The following is a 14,054-nucleotide window of genomic DNA, read 5'->3' as shown; positions in this document are numbered from 1 at the left end:
AGGTGCTTCAGTATCTCAAGCTTTGACCAGGGCAACCGTCGACGAACCGCCCCGGCCCCCGGTGTCAGAGCACCAACTGGTCGAACAACCGCCGCAGCTCCGCCTCCGGATCCGCGGTCAGCCCGGTGTGCACGGGCCCCGGCTGGACGATCGCACTGCGCGGCGCGGTCAGCCAGCGGAACCGCTGCCCGGGGCTGTCCCCCGCCGCCGGACCGGCCTGCGGCCCGCCGTGGCAGACCGCCTCGATCCCGTGCAGCGCCCGCCGCACGCCCTGGACGTCCGCCACCGGGTCCAGCGCCAGCAGCCGGGCCTGGTCCAGATGGGTACGGGCCGCCAGGTGCGAGCTCTGCCGGCAGTACAGCAGCACCCCGACGTTGACGCACTCGCCGCGCTCGACCCTCGGCACCGCGCGGATCACGGCGTACTCGTAGTCGTGCAGTTCGACGGTGGCCGGCAGCGCGGACAGCGCGGGCTCGGTCATGCGGGCACCTCCGGCAGCCAGTCGCGCGGACCGGCCAGTCGCTCGGTCAGCTGGGCACGGTACGCGGCGCGCACCTCGTCGGGCGAGTCGAAGCCGAACTCGTCCACCAGCCAGACCTCGGGGATCTGCGCCACCGCGCCCTCGATCGCCGCCTCGGCGAGCGGCGCGAGCGCCTTGTCGGCCGCCGCCAGGTCCGGTCGGGCCCCCAGCAGCGCGTGGTCGGAGGCGTCGTACGGACGGCGGACCCAGGAGGCGGCGCCCGGCCAGTTGTGGTGGAAGATCAGGCTCGCGCCGTGGTCGATCAGCCGCAGCCCACCGGTGGCCACCAGCAGGTTGGGGTTGCGCCAGGAGCGGTCGACGTTGCCGATCAGCGCGTCGAACCAGAGCACCTGCCCGGCGAGCTCCGGCTCCACCTCGAAGCAGAGCGGGTCGAAGTTGAGCGCGCCGCTGACGAAGGCCATCCCGAGGTTGGTCCCGCCGCTGGCCCGCATCTGGTCCTGGACCTGGTGGTCCGGCTCGCTGCGCGCGAGCACCGGGTCCAGGTCGATCGTCACCAGCTCCGGCACCGGCAGCCCGAGCCGCCGACCGAGTTCCCCGGCCAGCACCTCCGCGACCAACGCCTTGCGGCCCTGCGCCGCGCCGACCCATTTCAGCGCGTACAGCCGCCGATCGTCGGCCTCGACCAGGCCCGGCATCGAGCCGCCTTCTCGCAGTGGCGTCACGTACCGGATCGCCGTCACCTCGGGTAGCACGGCCGACAGCCTATCGGTGTCGCCGCCCCGCCCGCTCCGCCCCCACCGCCGCGCCGCCGCTCTCCCCCACCCGCCGCGGCGCTTCCCCACCCCCACGGCCCCACCCCGGTGGCAGCCCCCGCTGCTCCGTGCGAGTGTGGCGGACAGTAATTGGGGACCTTCACGGCAAAGGGATGAGCGATGGAACGACCTCGGATCCTGATCGTGGGCGGTGGCTTCGCCGGCCTGGAGTGCGCCCGCCGACTCGAACACAAGCTGTCACCGTCGGAGGCCGAGATCTCGCTGGTCACGCCGTTCAGCTACCAGCTCTACCTCCCCCTCCTCCCCCATGTCGCGGCCGGCGTCCTGACCCCGCAGTCCGTGGCCGTCTCCCTGCGCCGCTCGCTGCGCCGCACCCACATCGTCCCCGGCGGGGCCATCGGCGTGGACCCGGCCTCCAAGGTGTGCGTCGTCCGCAAGATCACCGACGAGGTGGTCGCGCAGAAGTACGACTACCTGGTGCTCTCCCCCGGCAGCGTCACCCGCACCTTCGACATCCCCGGCCTCACCGACTACGCCCGCGGCATGAAGACGCTCGCCGAGGCGGCCTACGTCCGCGACCACGTGATCGCCCAGCTCGACCTCGCCTCCGCCACCCTGGACCAGAGGGAGCGCGAGTCCCGGCTCCAGTTCGTGGTCGTCGGCGGCGGCTACGCGGGCACCGAGACGGCCGCCTGCCTCCAGCGCCTGACCACCGCCGCCGCCCACCGCTACCCGCGCCTGGACGCCCGGCAGATCAAGTGGCACCTGATCGACATCGCCCCGAAGCTGATGCCGGAGCTGGGCGACCCGCTCGGCGAGGCCGCCCTGGAGGTGCTGCGCGAGCGCGGCATCGAGGTGTCGCTGGGCGTCTCGGTGGCCGAGGTCGGCGCCGAGACCGTCAAGTTCACCGACGGCCGGGTGCTCCCCTGCCGCACCCTGATCTGGACCGCCGGCGTGGCCGCGAGCCCGCTGATCGGCACCCTGGACGCCGAGACGGTCCGCGGCCGGCTCGCCGTGACGGCGGAGATGCGGGTGCCGCAGTTCGAGGGCGTGTTCGCGGTCGGCGACGCCGCCGCCGTCCCCGACCTCGCCAAGGGCGACGGCGCGGTCTGCCCGCCGACCGCCCAGCACTCCGCCCGCCAGGGCCGCGCGGTCGCGAACAACGTGATCGCCTCGCTCCACGGCCGCCCCCTGGAGCCTTACTACCACAAGGACTTGGGCCTGGTCGTCGACCTCGGCGGCAAGGACGCGGTCTCCAAGCCGCTCGGCGTGGAGCTGCGCGGGGTGCCCGCCCAGCTGGTGGCGCGCGGCTACCACCTGATGGCGATGCGGACCAACGCGGCCAAGTTCCGGGTGGGCGCCAACTGGCTGCTCAACGCGACCGCCGGCGACGACTTCGTCCGCACCGGCTTCCTCGCCCGCCAGCCCGCCCGCCTGCAGGACTTCGAGTACACCGACGCGTACTTGACGAAGGATCAGGTCCGCGCGCACGCCCAGTCGCTGCTCGCCAAGGGCTGAGCGGCGGCCGTACGGCGCCCCCGCGGCCGAGGCTGCGGGGGCGCCGTGTCACGCGGTCGGCGCGCCGTCGGGCGCGCGGTCACCGAGCGGTGAGGTACATCCCGCCCGCGTCCTGCCCGGCCGTGTTGCGGCACGCGTAGTCACCGCTCGGACGCGCCCACAGCAGCGTCAGGCAGCGCCCGACCGCCTGCTGGCCGTAGTAGTTGGGGTGCATCGACTCCTGCAGCACGCCCTGCGTGGAGTTGAGCCCACCGTCCAGGAACCGCGCCCACTCGCTGGTGGTCGCGGACGGGCCGGTGCTCGCGGTCGGCTGCCTGGTGGCCGTCGAGCAGACCTCGCGGCCCTGCAGCATGTCCGACAGGTCGAGGAACTGCGCGCCCTTGGCAGCGGCGACGCCCGCCAGCGCCCGGGAGATCTGCGGCACCATGGAGTCGCGGGCCCAGTCGGCGTCCCCGTCCCAGAACGGGCAGCCGCCAGTGTTGGAGCGGGTCCAGCCGCTCTCCGGGTAGCGCATCTCGGCGCTGCGCGGGATCGGCGACGGGTAGGACTGCAGCACCAGGCGGTAGTCCGACTGCGCGTAGCCGGCGTCGGCCATCACCGCGCGGACCTCGTCGACCGCCTTGCCGACCCCGGCCATCGCGGCGGGCATCCTGTCGTCGATCTGGGACTGCGCGGAGTAGTGGCAGTAGGAGTACCAGATCAGGTAGTCCTTCACGCAGGTGGAGATGACGTCCGAGAAGCCCAGGTCGTTGCCGCCGATCGACAGGGTGATCAGCTTGACGTTGTTCTGCCGTGCCACGGTGGCGAGTTGGTCGGCCTGCGGGGCCTCGCCCTTGAGCGACTGGCCGCCGTTGGAGGCGCGGAAGACGTTCGCGCTGACGGCTCCGGAGCAGGCCAGGTCGATCTCGTTCTGGGCCCCGGTCGAGGCGCTGAGCACCTCGGAGACGTCCGAGCGGTCGCATCCGCTCGCGGCGGTGGCGCCGTAGACCCGCGAGGCGTCGTACGCGCTGCCGGTCCAGGCCCGGTCGGTGCCGTTGCGGCTGCCGCTGGTGCCGGCCGAGTTGCCCTTCCAGCGGCCGGCCTCGCCGGAGATGTAGCTGTCGCCGAGCGTGACGCTGGCGGTGGGCCCGGACGGCACGGCGGCCGGTGCGGCCGGTGCGGCGGAGGCCGGCGAGGCGACGGCCAGGCCCGCGACGACGAGCGGGAGGGCGAGGGCTGCGGCCAGCAGCCGACGGCCGGGACGGCGGGTGCTGCGGGTGTTGCGGGTCATGCTCGAACAGTTCTCGGGCACTGCGGAACTCCTGCGGCTCGATCCTCCCGAGGAATGGGGAACGGGAGGATGCCTGGGTGAGGGTGGGCCGCCGGCCGGTGGCGCGATGAAAGATGACATGCCCGCGCTCGCCACCGCTAGGCATCTGCGGGAGGTTTCCGCTTTTGTTACCGCCGGGTTCAGACCAGGCGGGCGGGCGACGACCGGATGCCGCCCGCGGTTCACACCCGCCACACCTGCCCCACCCGGCCCGCGGCGCACCGGCTCACGGCATACCGGCCCGCGGCGCACCGGCTCACGGCATACCGGCCCGCGGCGCACCGGCTCACGGCATACCGGCCCGCGGCGCACCGGCTCACGGGCTCACACCAGCCGCGACCCGCCCCCGCCCGCCCCCAGCACCGCCGCCAGGTCCTCCGCCAGCTCCCGCGCCTGCGCCGCCTCCAGCCGCGCCGTGGTGAACCGCAGCCCGGGCGGCGACTGGATCCGGTACCGCGCGCCGGGCGCCGCGACCCAGCCGCGCTGCACCAGGGCCGCCAGCACCGAGGTCTCGTCCGGCACGGGCACCCAGACGTTCAGCCCGCTCCGCCCGTGCGCCGCGATCCCACGGGCCGCCAGTTCGCCCAGCAGCGCGTCGCGCCGGGCCCGGTACGCGGCGGCCACCCGGTCCGCCGGCGCGGCGTCGCCGCGCCACAGCTCCGCGACCGTGCGCTGCAGCAGGTGGCTGACCCAGCCGGCGCCCAGCCGCAGCCGGCCGGCCACCCGCCCGATCGTCTCCGCGTCGCCGACCGCCACCGAGACCCGCAGGTCCGGCCCGTACGCCTTGGCCGCCGAGCGCACCACCGCCCAGTTCCGGGTGCCGGGGCCGACCAGCGGGTGGTAGGGCTGGTCGACCATGCCGTGCCCGTGGTCGTCCTCGATCAAAAGCACTCCGGGGTGCTCGGCCAGTACGGCCTTCAGCGCCTCGGCCCGCCGCGCGGTGAGCGCCGCCCCGGTCGGGTTCTGCGCCCGGCTGGTGACCACCACGGCCCGGACGCCCTCGGCCAGCGCGGCGGCCAGCGCCTCCGGCAGCGGGCCCTCGTCGTCCAGCCGGACGGGCACCTGCTTCAGGCCCAGCGCGGGCAGCAGGTCGAGCAGGCTGCCCCAGCCCGGGTCCTCGACGGCCACCGCGTCGCCGGGGCGCAGCCGGGCATCGAGGATCCGTTCGATGGTGTCCAGCGAGCCGGAGGCGACGGCGATCGGGCCGCCGGGCAGGCCGTCGGCCTCGAAGGAGGCGCGGGCGAGCGCGAGCAGCTGCGGGTCGACGTCGGCGTGCCCGTACAGCACCGGGTCGGTGCGCGCGGCCTCGGCGGCGGCCGCGAGGGCCGGGGCGAGGTCGGGCAGCAGGGCCGGGTCGGGGTTTCCGGTGGACAGGTCGCGGGCGTGCGGCGGGACGGGGACGCGGATCTGGTCGCGCGGGGTGAGCGCGGGCCTGGGCAGGATGCGGCTGCCCTTGCGGCCGGCGGTCTCGATCACGCCGCGGTCGCGCAGCAGCCGGTAGGCGGCGGCGACGGTGTTGGGGTTGACGCCCAGTTCGGCGGCGAGGTCGCGCAGCGGGGGCAGGGCGGTTCCGGGGGCGAGTCGCCCACTGCTCACGCCCTGCTCGATGTGGGCCGCGATTTCGCTGGCGCGCCGGCCCTTCAGCGGATAGTCTCCTAGCACAAAGCAAATTATGCACTAGTACATAGAGGATGTCATGCCAGCCACCCCGGAAGGGTCGCCCAGCTACTCCCGCACCGCCAGGACCACCCCCACCCGCTACCGGGACCGGGCCACCTGGGAGCAGGAGGCGATCCACGCCATCCTCGACAGTGCCTACATCTGCCACCTCGGCTTCGTCGTCGACGGCGCCCCCGTGGTGCTGCCGACGATCTTCGCCCGGGTCGGCGGCCGGCTCTACGTCCACGGCTCCACCGGCAGCCGCCCGATGCGCAACGCCTCCGGCGGGCAGGGCATGCCGGTCTGCGTCACCGTCACCCAGGTCGACGCGCTGGTGCTGACCAAGTCCGCGTTCAACCACTCGGTGAACTTCCGCTCGGTGGTCGCCCACGGCACCGCGCACCAGGTCACCGACCCCGAGGAGCTGGACGTCGCGCTCGCCGCCCTGGTCGACCACGCGATACCGGGGCGCTCCGCCGAGGTCCGTCCGGCCAACGCCAAGGAGCTCGCCGCCACCGCCGTCCTCCGGCTGGAGCTGGACGAGGTCTCGGCCAAGACTCGCGAGGACGGCGCCGACGACGACCCGGAGGACGCCGACCTGCCGTACTGGTCCGGCCTGATCCCGGTCACCGCGGTGCACGGCACCCCCGAGCCGCACCCCGGCACCACCGTCCCGCTCCCCGCGCACCTGCGCGGCTACCCCCGCTGACGGGAGGCGCACCCGTGCTGATCAGATCCTGGGACCGCGGCGACGAGGCCGAGTGGCGGGCCTGGCTCGCCGAGGGCCGCGACTTCGGCCTGCTCGCCGCCAACGGCGGCCCCGGCGAGGGCCCGGTGCTGGTCCCGACCCACTTCCTGCTGGACGTCGAACACGGCGAGATCCTGCTCCACCTCGCCGCGCCCAACCCGCTGCTGGCCGCCGTCCGGGCCGATCCGAAGGTCACCCTCGCGGTCACCGACGGCTACGCCTTCGCGCCGGGCCACTGGCGCGGCGCACCGGGCACACCGACCAGCTACTACGCCTCGGTCCACTTCCACTGCACCGCCGAGGTGGTGGAGTCCGCGGCCGGCAAGGCGGAGATCCTCAACCGCCAGCTGGCGCACTTCCAGCCGGAGACGCCGGAGGTCCGGGTGGTGCCCGGCGAGGGCGAGTTGGCCCGGCAGCTGCCCGGGCTGCGCGCGCTCCGGCTGACCGTCGACGAGGTGCGGGCCAAGTTCAAGTACGACGACAAGAAGCCGGCCGAGGCACAGTACGCGATCGCCGACCGGCTCGCCGAGCGTGCCGACGGCCCGGGGCGCGGCCGGGACCAGTACGCCGCCGCCCGCGCCCAGTTGCTCCGCCGTCACCGGCGGCGCACCGACGGGCCGCGCACCGCACCGCAGGGCCCCGCCGGCCCCCTGGGCAACGCCCCGCGCTCCGACCTCCCGCGCACCACCGGACGGCGCACCGACGGGCCGCACGCCACCGGCTGACCCCGGATCACTCGGTCGGCCGCCAACTCGGGCAGGTCGGCCGCCGCGCTGCTCGAATGTGAGACGAGCCCTGCCCACTCGGCGTCGGAGCGGGCCCGTCGACCCCCGGGAGCGCGCGTGTCCTCAGTCAACAGCCAACGGGCGGCCGGCGAGGCCCACCTCGGCCACGTGGTGTTCATCTCGGCGGCCGCCGCCATGGGCGGCTTCCTGTTCGGCTACGACAGCGCGGTGATCAACGGGGCCGTGACGGGCATCCAGAAGCACTTCGCGGTGGGCCACGGCACCACCGCCTTCGTGGTGGCCATCGCCCTGCTCGGCTCGGCCCTGGGGGCGGTGCTCGCCGGCCGGCTCGCCGACCACCTCGGCCGGGTCCGCACGATGCTGCTGGCCGCCGCGCTGTTCGCGGCCAGCGGTATCGGCTCGATGTTCCCGCCGAACATCGAGACGCTCGCCGCCTGGCGCGTGGTCGGCGGCATCGCGATCGGCATCGCCTCGGTGATCGCCCCCACCTACATCGCCGAGGTCGCCCCGACCGCCTACCGCGGCCGGCTCGCCTCCTTCCAGCAGATGGCGATCGTGCTCGGCATCACCGTCTCCCAGCTCGCCAACTGGGCGCTCAACCAGGCCGCCGGCGGCGAGTCCACCAACCACCTCGGCGGCATCCAGGCCTGGCAGTGGATGCTCGGTGTCGAGGCCATCCCGGCCCTGGTGTACGGGCTGATGGCGCTCGCCATCCCGGAGTCGCCGCGCTTCCTGATCGCCGACCACCGCGAGGAGCAGGCCCGCAAGGTGCTGGCGGAGGTCGAGGGCGAGGGCGTGGACCTGGACGCCCGGGTGGCGGAGATCCGCTCGGTGCTGGAGTCCGCCCACAAGCCCCGGCTCAAGGACCTGCTCGGCGGCCGCTTCGGCCTGCTGCCGATCGTCTGGGTCGGCATCGGCGCCTCGGTGTTCCAGCAGTTCGTCGGCATCAACGTGATCTTCTACTACTCGTCCTTCCTGTGGCAGTCGGTCGGCATCAACGAGTCCAACTCGCTGCTGATCAGCCTCTCCACCTCGATCATCAACGTGATCGGCACGGTGATCGCGATGGCCCTGGTGGACCGGATCGGCCGCAAGCCGCTCGCCCTGGCCGGCTCGATCGGCATGGCGGCCGCACTGGGCACCGCCGCCTGGGCGTTCTCCTACCGGGAGGGCACCGGCACCACCGCCACCCTGGACAACACCCACGCCACCGTCGCCCTGATCGCGGCGCACGTCTTCGTGCTCTGCTTCGCCTTCTCCTGGGGCGTGGTGGTCTGGGTCCTGCTCGGCGAGATGTTCCCCAACCGGATCCGCGCGCTGGCGCTGTCCGTCGCCGCCTCGGCGCAGTGGATCGCCAACTGGGCGATCACCGTCAGCTTCCCGGACCTCGCCGACTGGAACCTCTCGGCGACGTACGTCATCTACGCGGCCTTCGCCCTGCTCTCCATCCCGTTCGTGGTCTTCTGCATCAAGGAGACCAAGGGCCGTGCCCTGGAGGAGATGGGCTGACCCGGCCCACCCCGCCGAACACCCGCCGCACGCGGCCCGACCCACCGAGAGGAAGCCATGCCTGACGAGGGCGGCTCCCGGCAGAACGTGACCTTCCCGAGCAACGGCCGCACCGCGCACGGCTACCTGGCCCGCCCGCCGCAGGGGGTCGGGCCGGGCCTGGTGGTGGTGCAGGAGTGGTGGGGGCTCACCTCGCACATCGCCGACGTGGCCGACCGCTTCGCCGCCGAGGGGTTCACCGTCCTGGCCCCCGACCTGTTCGGCGGCGCCACCACCCACGACGGTGCCGAGGCCGCCCGGTTCAAGCGCGAGCTCCCGGTCGACCGGGCGGTGGAGGACCTGGCCGGGGCCGTCGACCACCTGCTCGCCCTGGACGGCGTGGTCGGCGACGCGGTCGGCGTGGTCGGCTTCTGCATGGGCGGCGGCTTCGCCCTGCTGCTGGCCGCCCGGGCCGGCGACAAGGTGGCCGCCGTGGTCCCGTTCTACGGCCTGCCGCCCGATCCGGACTTCGACTACCGCGGATTGACCGCCCATGTGCTCGGCCACTTCGGCGAGTTGGACGGCTCGATCCCGATGGCCGCGGTGGACGAGGCGGCGATCCGGATCGGCGAGGCCACCGACGTCCGCCCGGAGATCCACTTCTACCCGGCCGGGCACGCCTTCATGAACGACGAGAACCTGATCGGCACCCACGACCCGCTCCAGGCCCGGATCGCCTGGCGCCGGACCCTCACCTTCCTCTGGGGCCACCTCGGCTGAGGGGGCCACCTCGGCCGATGGGACCCCCCGGCTGATGGGACCCTCTCGGCCGATCGGGCCTCGGCCGAAACCCCGTGCTCCGGGCGTCCGGGCGGGTAAACCGGATGGACACCCGTACGGCCCCACGGCATAGTCTCCGGGTGCCGACCCCACTCCCGTCCCCGCGCCGCTTCGCCTGGGCGAGCCGCAACTTCCGCGTCCAGACCGCCGCCACCGTGATCAGCGGCCTCGGCAACGCCGGCGCCCCCATCGCCACCGCCTTCGCCGTGCTCGGCACCGGCGGCACCACCACCGAGGTCGGCTACGTCACCGCCGCCCGGCTGGTGCCCACCGTGCTGCTCATGGTGGTCGGCGGCACCCTCGCCGACCGGCTGCCGCGCCACCTGATCATGGTCGCCGCCAATGTGTTCAGCGGGGTCTCCCAGGCCGTGCTGGCCGCCCTGGTGCTGACCGGGGAGGTCCGGCTCTGGCAGATGCTGGCGCTCTCCGCGGCCGGCGGGGCCGGCTACGCCCTCTACTCCCCCGCCTCCGGCGGCATGATCATGCAGGCCGTCCCGCAGGAGCACGCCGCCCGCGCCTTCGCGGTCTTCCGGATGGGCCTCAACGCCTCCCAGATCGGCGGTGCCGCCCTCGGCGGCGCCCTCACCGCCGCCGTCGGCCCCGGCTGGGTGCTCGCCCTGGACGCGCTGTGCTTCCTGGCCGCCGCCGTCCTCCGCTTCTTCCTGGAGCCGGAGCAGGTCCCCGCGTCGACCGGCAGCAGCATGCTGCGCGATCTGCGCGAGGGCTGGCGGGAGTTCGCCTCCCGCCGCTGGCTCTGGGTGATCGTGCTCCAGTTCTCCGTGCTGGTCGCCTGCGTCAACGCGGTGGAGTCGGTGTACGGGCCGACCGCCGCCAAGGAGCGGCTCGGCGGCGCGGGCGCCTGGGGCCTGGCGATGTCCGCCTACGGCGTCGGCCTGGTGGCCGCCGGCGTGTTGATGACCCGCTGGCGGCCCCGCCGGATCCTGCTGGTCGGCAACTGGGGGGTCTTCCTGTTCGGCGTGCCCGCCGTGGCCCTCGCCGCCGAGGTGCCGCTGCCGTTGCTGGTCGTCGCGATGTTCCTGTCCGGCGTCGGCGTCACCGTCTTCAGCGTCAACTGGATGGTCGCGCTCCAGCAGGAGATACCCGAGGAGATGTTCTCCCGGGTGTCCGCTTACGACGAACTCGGCTCCTACTCGCTGGCCCCGGTCGGCACGGCGCTGGCCGGCCCCGCGGCCGTGGCGCTCGGCCTGTCCGGCGCGCTCTGGGCGTGCGCCGTCGCCTGTCTGGTGCTCAGCGCGGTCGTCCTGCTGGACCCGCAGGTCCGCCGGCTGAGCCGTCGGAGCACGTCGGACGCACCGGTGCCCGTCGGCGAGCCCGCGCCCACCCCGTGAGCGCCCCGTGCGCCCCGCGTGCGCCCGCCCGCGGGCAACCGGAGGTGTGCGAGGGTCGTCCGAACAGGCAGGAAACACCACCGCATCCGAGGGGCCACCGGTGCCGAAGCCACTGCTGTTCCTGGACGTCGACGGCGTCCTGAACCCGGTCTGCCCGCACCCGGACGCCGGGTTCGACGCCCACACCCTGTTCGGCTACACCGTCCTGCTGTCCGCCCGGCACGGCACCTGGCTGCGCGAGCTCGCCGGAACGTACGACCTGGTCTGGGCCACCACCTGGGAGGAGCACGCCAACACCCACATCGCCCCCGCGATCGGCCTGGACCCGCTCCCCGTGGTCACCTTCACCGGCTACGTCCCGCAGCCCGGCGACCCGCGCGTCCCGCTGATGGAGCTGTTCTCCGCCGCCAAGTGGGCCCCGCTGCTGCGCTACGCCGACGGCCGGCCGTTCGCCTGGGTGGACGACGTCATCCCGCCGCGGCTGGTCCGCCGTTCCCAGTGGCGCCGGGACCGCCTGCTGCTGCCCGTCGACCCCGGCCAGGGCCTGGAACGCCGGCACGTCGACCGGCTGCTCGCCCGTCCGCCGCGCGGCCAGGCGCTCTCGCTCAAGGGGTCGGAAGCCAGCTGACGTGCCCGGCCAGCAGGGCGTACCCGACGAAGGCCACGGTGTCGATCAGCGCGTGCGCCACCACCAGCGGCATCACCCGCCCCCAGCGCCGGTACAGCAGGCAGAACACCACGCCCATCACCATGTTGCCGATCAGCCCGCCGACCCCCTGGTACAGGTGGTACGAGCCGCGCAGCACCGAACTCGCCGCCACCGCGGCGGGCCACGACCACCCCAACTGCCGCACCCGGCGCAGCAGGTAGCCGAGGACGACGACCTCCTCCAGGACGGCGTTCTGCCAGGCCGACAGCAGCAGCACCGGTACCCGCCACCACACGTCCGGCAGCCCGGACGGCGCCACCGTGAGGTTGTACCCGGCCGCCTGCGAGGCCAGGTAGAGCGCCAGCCCCGACCCGCCGATCGCGGCCGCGACGGCGGCGCCCCGCCCCAGGTCGCGCAGCTTCTGCCCGAGGTCGAAGCCCAGCACCCGCAGCGTGACGCCCTCGCGCACCAGCAGGTAGCCGACCAGCACCACCGGCATCAGCCCGCGCCCGATGTAGTACAGCTGCCAGACGAGGTCCAGCCAGGGCCGCCCGGGCGCCCGCGAGCCGTTCAGCGTGGCGACCTGCTGGCCGAGCTCGAGCGGTTCGGTGAGCGAGCCGGTGAAGCTGATCAGCGCGCTGATCCCGCTGGCCCCGAGGGAGAGGCCGAGGACGATCAGCAGTTCCGCGCCGAACAGCCGACGGGTGGGCTTCGCGGTCTCCGGCGCGGTCGGGACGGTGGTCACGGGGGCTCCAGCGGAGGGGCGGTCGCTCCGGCCGTCGGCCGACCGCCGGAGCGATCATCCTGACACAACCGCCGGGACGCCCCGGCGGGGAGGCGGGTTCCGGGGGATCAGCCCACCGGCCAGGTGTGCACCGGCTCCCCGCCGCGCATGTGTTCGGCGTAGCGCCTGGTCATCGCCGCGAGCGCGGCCGGACGGTCCATCCCGTACTGCTCGCGCAGCCGGTGGAAGGTCGCGACCTGCCAGGACGCGCCGTTGGCGCGGCGCAGGCAGCGCTGCTCGATGATGCCCAGGTATCGGTCCCGGTCGGCGGGCTCCACGCCCCACTCGTCGAGGCCCTGGTGGGCCATCGGCAGCAGCTCGTTCAGCACCAGGTCGACGGCGGACACGGTCTGCAGCCCGCCGCCGCGCCCGGCCCGCCCGGAGCGCGGCCACTGGAACACCGCGTCGATGCCGTACCGGGCGCCCTGCTGGAAGTTCTCGTCCGCCCGTTCGAACGGGAGCCGGGTCCAGATCGGCCGGGGCTGCTCGGCGAGCACCCGCACCAGCCCGTAGTAGAAGGCGGCGTTGGCCAGTGTGTCGGCCACCGTGGGCCCGGCCGGCAGGGCCCGGTTCTCCACCCGCAGGTGCGCCACCCCGCCCGCGATGTCGTACACCGGGCGGTTCCAGCGGTAGATGGTGCCGTTGTGCAGCCGCATCTCGGCGAGCCTGGGCGCGCCGCCGGAGGCCAGCACCTTCAGCGGGTCCTCGTCGTCGCAGATCGGCAGCAGCGCGGGGAAGTACCGCAGGTTCTCCTCGAACAGGTCGTACGCCGAGTCCACCCAGCGCTCGCCGAACCAGGTGATGGGGCGCACGCCCTGGGCCTTGAGCTCCGCCGTACGGGTGTCGCAGGCCTGCTGGAAGAGCACCGGTCGGGTCTCCCGCCACAGCTCCCGCCCGAACAGGAACGGCGAGTTGGCGCCGAGCGCGAGCTGCGGCCCGCAGATCGCCTGGGCCGCGTTCCACACCGAGGAGAACCGCTCCGGGGTCACCTGGAGGTGCAGCTGGAGCGAGGTGGCGGCGGCCTCGGCCACCATGGTGATCGACTCCAGCTGGAGGCGCTCGACCCCCTCGATGTCCAGGGCGATGTCCTCGCCCCGGGCGGCCAGGATCTGGTCGCTGAGCAGGCTGTACCGCTGGTTGTGGCTCATCGCGTCGAGCCCGGTGTGGGCGTGTTCCAGGGTCGGCAGGATGCCCACCATGACGATCCGGGCGCCCGCCTCGGCCGCCCGCCGGTCGGCGTAGCGCAGCCCGGTGTCGATCTCCTCGCGCAGTTCCTCGAAGACGTGCCCGCAGAGCCGGTGCGGCGTGATGTTGACCTCGATGTTGAAGCGGCCCAGTTCGGTCTGGAAGTCGCTGGAGCCGATCGCGCTCAGCACCTGCGCGTTGTTCATGGCCGGCAGGCCCTGCTCGTCGGCCAGGTTGAGCTCGATCTCCAGGCCCATCACCGCCCGCGGCCGGTCGAAGCGGTCCTCGCGGAGCATCCGTCCGAGCGCTTCGAGACACGCGTGGAGCTTGCGCCGGTACAGCTGTCGGTCCGCCAGTTCCGCGCGAGTCGCCACGACCTTCTCGCCCACGGTCCCCTCCTCCAGAGCCACCCCGTCGAGCACCCGGTCGACCGACCGTGCAAGCATCATGCCCACCTCGAAGATCGATACCCGAATGCGCGTACTGGCTTGCATTGCAAGGCATCTGACGGAAAATCAGAAGAAC

The 14,054-nt window shown here is 73.7% G+C and carries 13 protein-coding genes; 7 read left to right on the top strand and 6 right to left on the bottom strand.

All coding sequences use genetic code 11. From position 1 onward, the window contains the following. Nucleotides 1-64: 64 nt before the first annotated feature. Both ACFVUY_RS06755 and ACFVUY_RS06750 read right to left on the bottom strand, forming a co-directional pair. Complete coding sequence (locus tag ACFVUY_RS06755; RefSeq protein ID WP_359907821.1) at nt 65-481, bottom strand: DUF3037 domain-containing protein; 417 nt, start codon at nt 479-481, stop codon at nt 65-67. Continuing rightward, nucleotides 478-1,233 (bottom strand): HipA family kinase, encoded by a 756-nt coding sequence (locus ACFVUY_RS06750; protein ID WP_387688247.1) that lies wholly within the window; start codon nt 1,231-1,233, stop codon nt 478-480. The genes ACFVUY_RS06755 and ACFVUY_RS06750 overlap by 4 nt, the downstream gene beginning before the upstream one ends. A gap of 180 nt (nt 1,234-1,413) precedes the next feature. Here ACFVUY_RS06750 and ACFVUY_RS06745 point away from each other — a divergent pair, with 180 nt between their 5' ends. Beyond that, nucleotides 1,414-2,772 carry an NAD(P)/FAD-dependent oxidoreductase gene (locus tag ACFVUY_RS06745; protein ID WP_387688249.1) on the top strand — a complete coding sequence of 453 codons (1,359 nt, stop codon included), beginning with the start codon at nt 1,414-1,416 and terminating at the stop codon, nt 2,770-2,772. Nucleotides 2,773-2,851: 79 nt separating this feature from the next. Here the strand turns inward: ACFVUY_RS06745 and ACFVUY_RS06740 are convergent, their stop codons facing one another. Both ACFVUY_RS06740 and ACFVUY_RS06735 read right to left on the bottom strand, forming a co-directional pair. Then, complete coding sequence (locus ACFVUY_RS06740; RefSeq protein ID WP_387727854.1) at nt 2,852-4,042, bottom strand: GDSL-type esterase/lipase family protein; 1,191 nt, start codon at nt 4,040-4,042, stop codon at nt 2,852-2,854. Nucleotides 4,043-4,405: 363 nt separating this feature from the next. After that, on the bottom strand, nt 4,406-5,743 hold the full coding sequence (locus ACFVUY_RS06735) for an aminotransferase class I/II-fold pyridoxal phosphate-dependent enzyme (RefSeq protein WP_387727852.1): 1,338 nt from the start codon (nt 5,741-5,743) through the stop codon (nt 4,406-4,408). A gap of 34 nt (nt 5,744-5,777) precedes the next feature. Between ACFVUY_RS06735 and ACFVUY_RS06730 the strand changes: the two genes are divergently transcribed. The 6 genes from ACFVUY_RS06730 to ACFVUY_RS06705 all read left to right on the top strand — a co-directional run bounded on the left by ACFVUY_RS06730 (nt 5,778) and on the right by ACFVUY_RS06705 (nt 11,539). Then, a complete protein-coding gene (locus tag ACFVUY_RS06730) occupies nt 5,778-6,449 on the top strand; it encodes a pyridoxamine 5'-phosphate oxidase family protein (RefSeq protein WP_387688255.1) in 672 nt (223 codons plus the stop codon). Between the two features lie 14 nt (nt 6,450-6,463). Next, a complete protein-coding gene (locus tag ACFVUY_RS06725) occupies nt 6,464-7,213 on the top strand; it encodes an FMN-binding negative transcriptional regulator (protein WP_387727850.1) in 750 nt (249 codons plus the stop codon). A gap of 117 nt (nt 7,214-7,330) precedes the next feature. Next, the gene (locus ACFVUY_RS06720; RefSeq protein WP_387688259.1) at nt 7,331-8,743 is read left to right on the top strand and encodes a sugar porter family MFS transporter; all 1,413 of its coding nucleotides are present in this window, start codon (nt 7,331-7,333) and stop codon (nt 8,741-8,743) included. 57 nt (nt 8,744-8,800) lie between these two features. After that, nucleotides 8,801-9,502, top strand: coding sequence for a dienelactone hydrolase family protein (locus tag ACFVUY_RS06715; protein WP_387688261.1), 702 nt, complete (start codon nt 8,801-8,803; stop codon nt 9,500-9,502). Between the two features lie 140 nt (nt 9,503-9,642). Further along, entirely contained in the window at nt 9,643-10,911 is a 1,269-nt protein-coding gene (locus tag ACFVUY_RS06710; protein ID WP_387688263.1) for an MFS transporter, read from the top strand. A 100-nt stretch (nt 10,912-11,011) separates the two neighbouring features. Beyond that, on the top strand, nt 11,012-11,539 hold the full coding sequence (locus ACFVUY_RS06705; protein ID WP_387688265.1) for an HAD domain-containing protein: 528 nt from the start codon (nt 11,012-11,014) through the stop codon (nt 11,537-11,539). Here ACFVUY_RS06705 and ACFVUY_RS06700 read toward each other — a convergent pair. Both ACFVUY_RS06700 and ACFVUY_RS06695 read right to left on the bottom strand, forming a co-directional pair. After that, a complete protein-coding gene (locus ACFVUY_RS06700) occupies nt 11,517-12,305 on the bottom strand; it encodes a CPBP family intramembrane glutamic endopeptidase (protein ID WP_387727848.1) in 789 nt (262 codons plus the stop codon). The two genes, ACFVUY_RS06705 and ACFVUY_RS06700, sit on opposite strands and share 23 nt — an antisense overlap. A gap of 107 nt (nt 12,306-12,412) precedes the next feature. After that, entirely contained in the window at nt 12,413-13,918 is a 1,506-nt protein-coding gene (locus ACFVUY_RS06695) for a glutamate--cysteine ligase (RefSeq protein WP_359907854.1), read from the bottom strand. Nucleotides 13,919-14,054 lie beyond the last annotated feature (136 nt).

It is taken from the genome of Kitasatospora sp. NPDC058063, assembly GCF_042885395.1.
Taxonomy (GTDB): domain Bacteria; phylum Actinomycetota; class Actinomycetes; order Streptomycetales; family Streptomycetaceae; genus Kitasatospora; species Kitasatospora lactacystinica.
Note: the sequence above shows the minus strand (reverse complement) of the source record. Positions and strands in the feature narration are given on the sequence as shown.